The sequence below is a fragment of the Williamsia sp. genome, assembly GCF_016462415.1.
Taxonomy (GTDB): domain Bacteria; phylum Actinomycetota; class Actinomycetes; order Mycobacteriales; family Mycobacteriaceae; genus Williamsia_A.
Window position 1 is genome coordinate 1 of the sequence record NZ_JAEMTF010000242.1, and the last position, 1,521, is coordinate 1,521.

Here is a 1,521-nt window from a genome sequence, read left to right on the forward strand (position 1 = left end):
ACTACACGTTCATGGACTTCACCGGCGACACCGCCAACCACCTTCGCTGAGTCGCCAAGACACCTGCGCCGCAACGGTAGCCGTCACACACGACACTGAACTGACCCCGATCACCGCACTCGCAGTCCACCGAACAATCACACGAGGCGCGCGCACGGGCAGCCGTGCAGACAGTCGTCGCGGAGTCGGGGCGTCTGGACATCCTCGTGAGCAATGCGGGACTGATGCTGTCGGGCCCCATCGCCGAGGCTCCCACGGTGAGTGGGATCGCATGCTGGACATCAACGCGGGCACCGGGATCTACAGCCTGACCGAGTTCGGGGTCAACGCGTTCAGCGAGTCACTCCGCCAGGACTGCTGAGTGCGCGCGTTCGCGTGGTCGAACCGGGAACGGTCGACACCGAACTGCTCGACCACGTCCGCGACAGCGCCCGGGAGGCGATGCGGGCGAACGTCGACGCCATCGTGCCGCTACTGCCCGACGACATCGCCGACGCGGTCACCTACATGGTGACGAGGGACCGCCGGGTCGCCGTGAACGAGATGCTGGTTTGTTCGGCAGAACAGACCTGGTGACGCGTCACTCGGTCGGACGGTCGTCGGTGCCGGCGCGCTGGTTCTGCTGCTGCTGTTGATGCTGCGGGTAGGCGCTGCGGTAACGGGCCCGGCGGAGTCGACTCGAACGCTGCTGCACGCCGGGATCCTGTCGCGCCTTCGAGTTGGTGCGTGTGCCGACTACGGTCACACCGAAGAGCACCACCGCGACCACCACGGCGATGATGCCGAGGGCGGTCCGCCCGGTCAGCAGTCCGACCACGCCCAGGGCGATGAGGACCACGCCGACGGCGCCCGCGAGAGAGCCAACTTTGCTCAGTACTGCGGCCTTGCGTGCCTGCACAATCCGGTCATGCGTGTCGTCGTGAGTCATACGTCCTCCTCAGGATCTCCACGAAGTGAACCAAATGTTCAATAATGGAACCCTAGACCAGTAGCCGCCCATTCCGGCCAGAGGCGGAGATCACACCGACCGATACGCGGGACGGAGTGACCCGGATTACTGAACAACCTGTTCAACACTCATGTGTCCGCGGCGTAGGCTGGATGACGCGCAGGGTTCGAGACAAGTGCCCGCGAATCATCGCGATCGACGACTGCGGTGACGACGTCACAGTGCGGAGCCCGTCGCACGGCCGTTGGTTCACTTCCGAGCCTTCCCGCCCCAGAAACCAGTTGCCGGCGCACTATCTGTGCGCGGCCGACTCCTTCACGACAGGACACACATGACAGCCGACGCGAACCCGTACAAGCCCGACACCGATCTGGAAGACGGCGGAGAGCTCGTTCCGGGCGCAACCCCTCCCGACAGCGGATCCACCTCGATGGCGTCGGACGGCCGTCAGACCGTGCCGAAGCGCTTCTCCCCCACCATCATCACGGTGATGATCATCGTGGGCATCATCATCGTCCTCGCGGTGGCCGGCGGCATCGCAGTGATCTTCGACGCGTTCCAGCTCTTCACCT

Annotated in this window: 3 protein-coding genes; 2 read left to right on the forward strand and 1 reads right to left on the reverse strand. The window is 64.8% G+C overall.

From position 1 onward, the window contains the following. The first annotated feature begins 375 nt into the window (after positions 1–375). Positions 376–576 carry a hypothetical protein gene (locus JHC79_RS23755; RefSeq protein WP_296395562.1) on the forward strand — a complete coding sequence of 67 codons (201 nt, stop codon included), beginning with the start codon at positions 376–378 and terminating at the stop codon, positions 574–576. Positions 577–580: 4 nt separating this feature from the next. Here the strand turns inward: JHC79_RS23755 and JHC79_RS23760 are convergent, their stop codons facing one another. Further along, the gene (locus tag JHC79_RS23760) at positions 581–928 is read right to left on the reverse strand and encodes a hypothetical protein (protein WP_296395564.1); all 348 of its coding nucleotides are present in this window, start codon (positions 926–928) and stop codon (positions 581–583) included. Between the two features lie 352 nt (positions 929–1,280). On the opposite strand from JHC79_RS23760, the gene JHC79_RS23765 reads away from it, so the two are divergent. Further along, on the forward strand, positions 1,281–1,521 hold a 241-nt coding region (locus tag JHC79_RS23765), incomplete at its 3' end, for a DUF6480 family protein (protein ID WP_296395566.1).

What these genes read in the sequence shown, in the direction of transcription:
- JHC79_RS23760 (WP_296395564.1), bottom strand. Translation starts at nt 928, where the DNA reads ATGACTCACGACGACACGCATGACCGGATTGTGCAGGCACGCAAGGCC.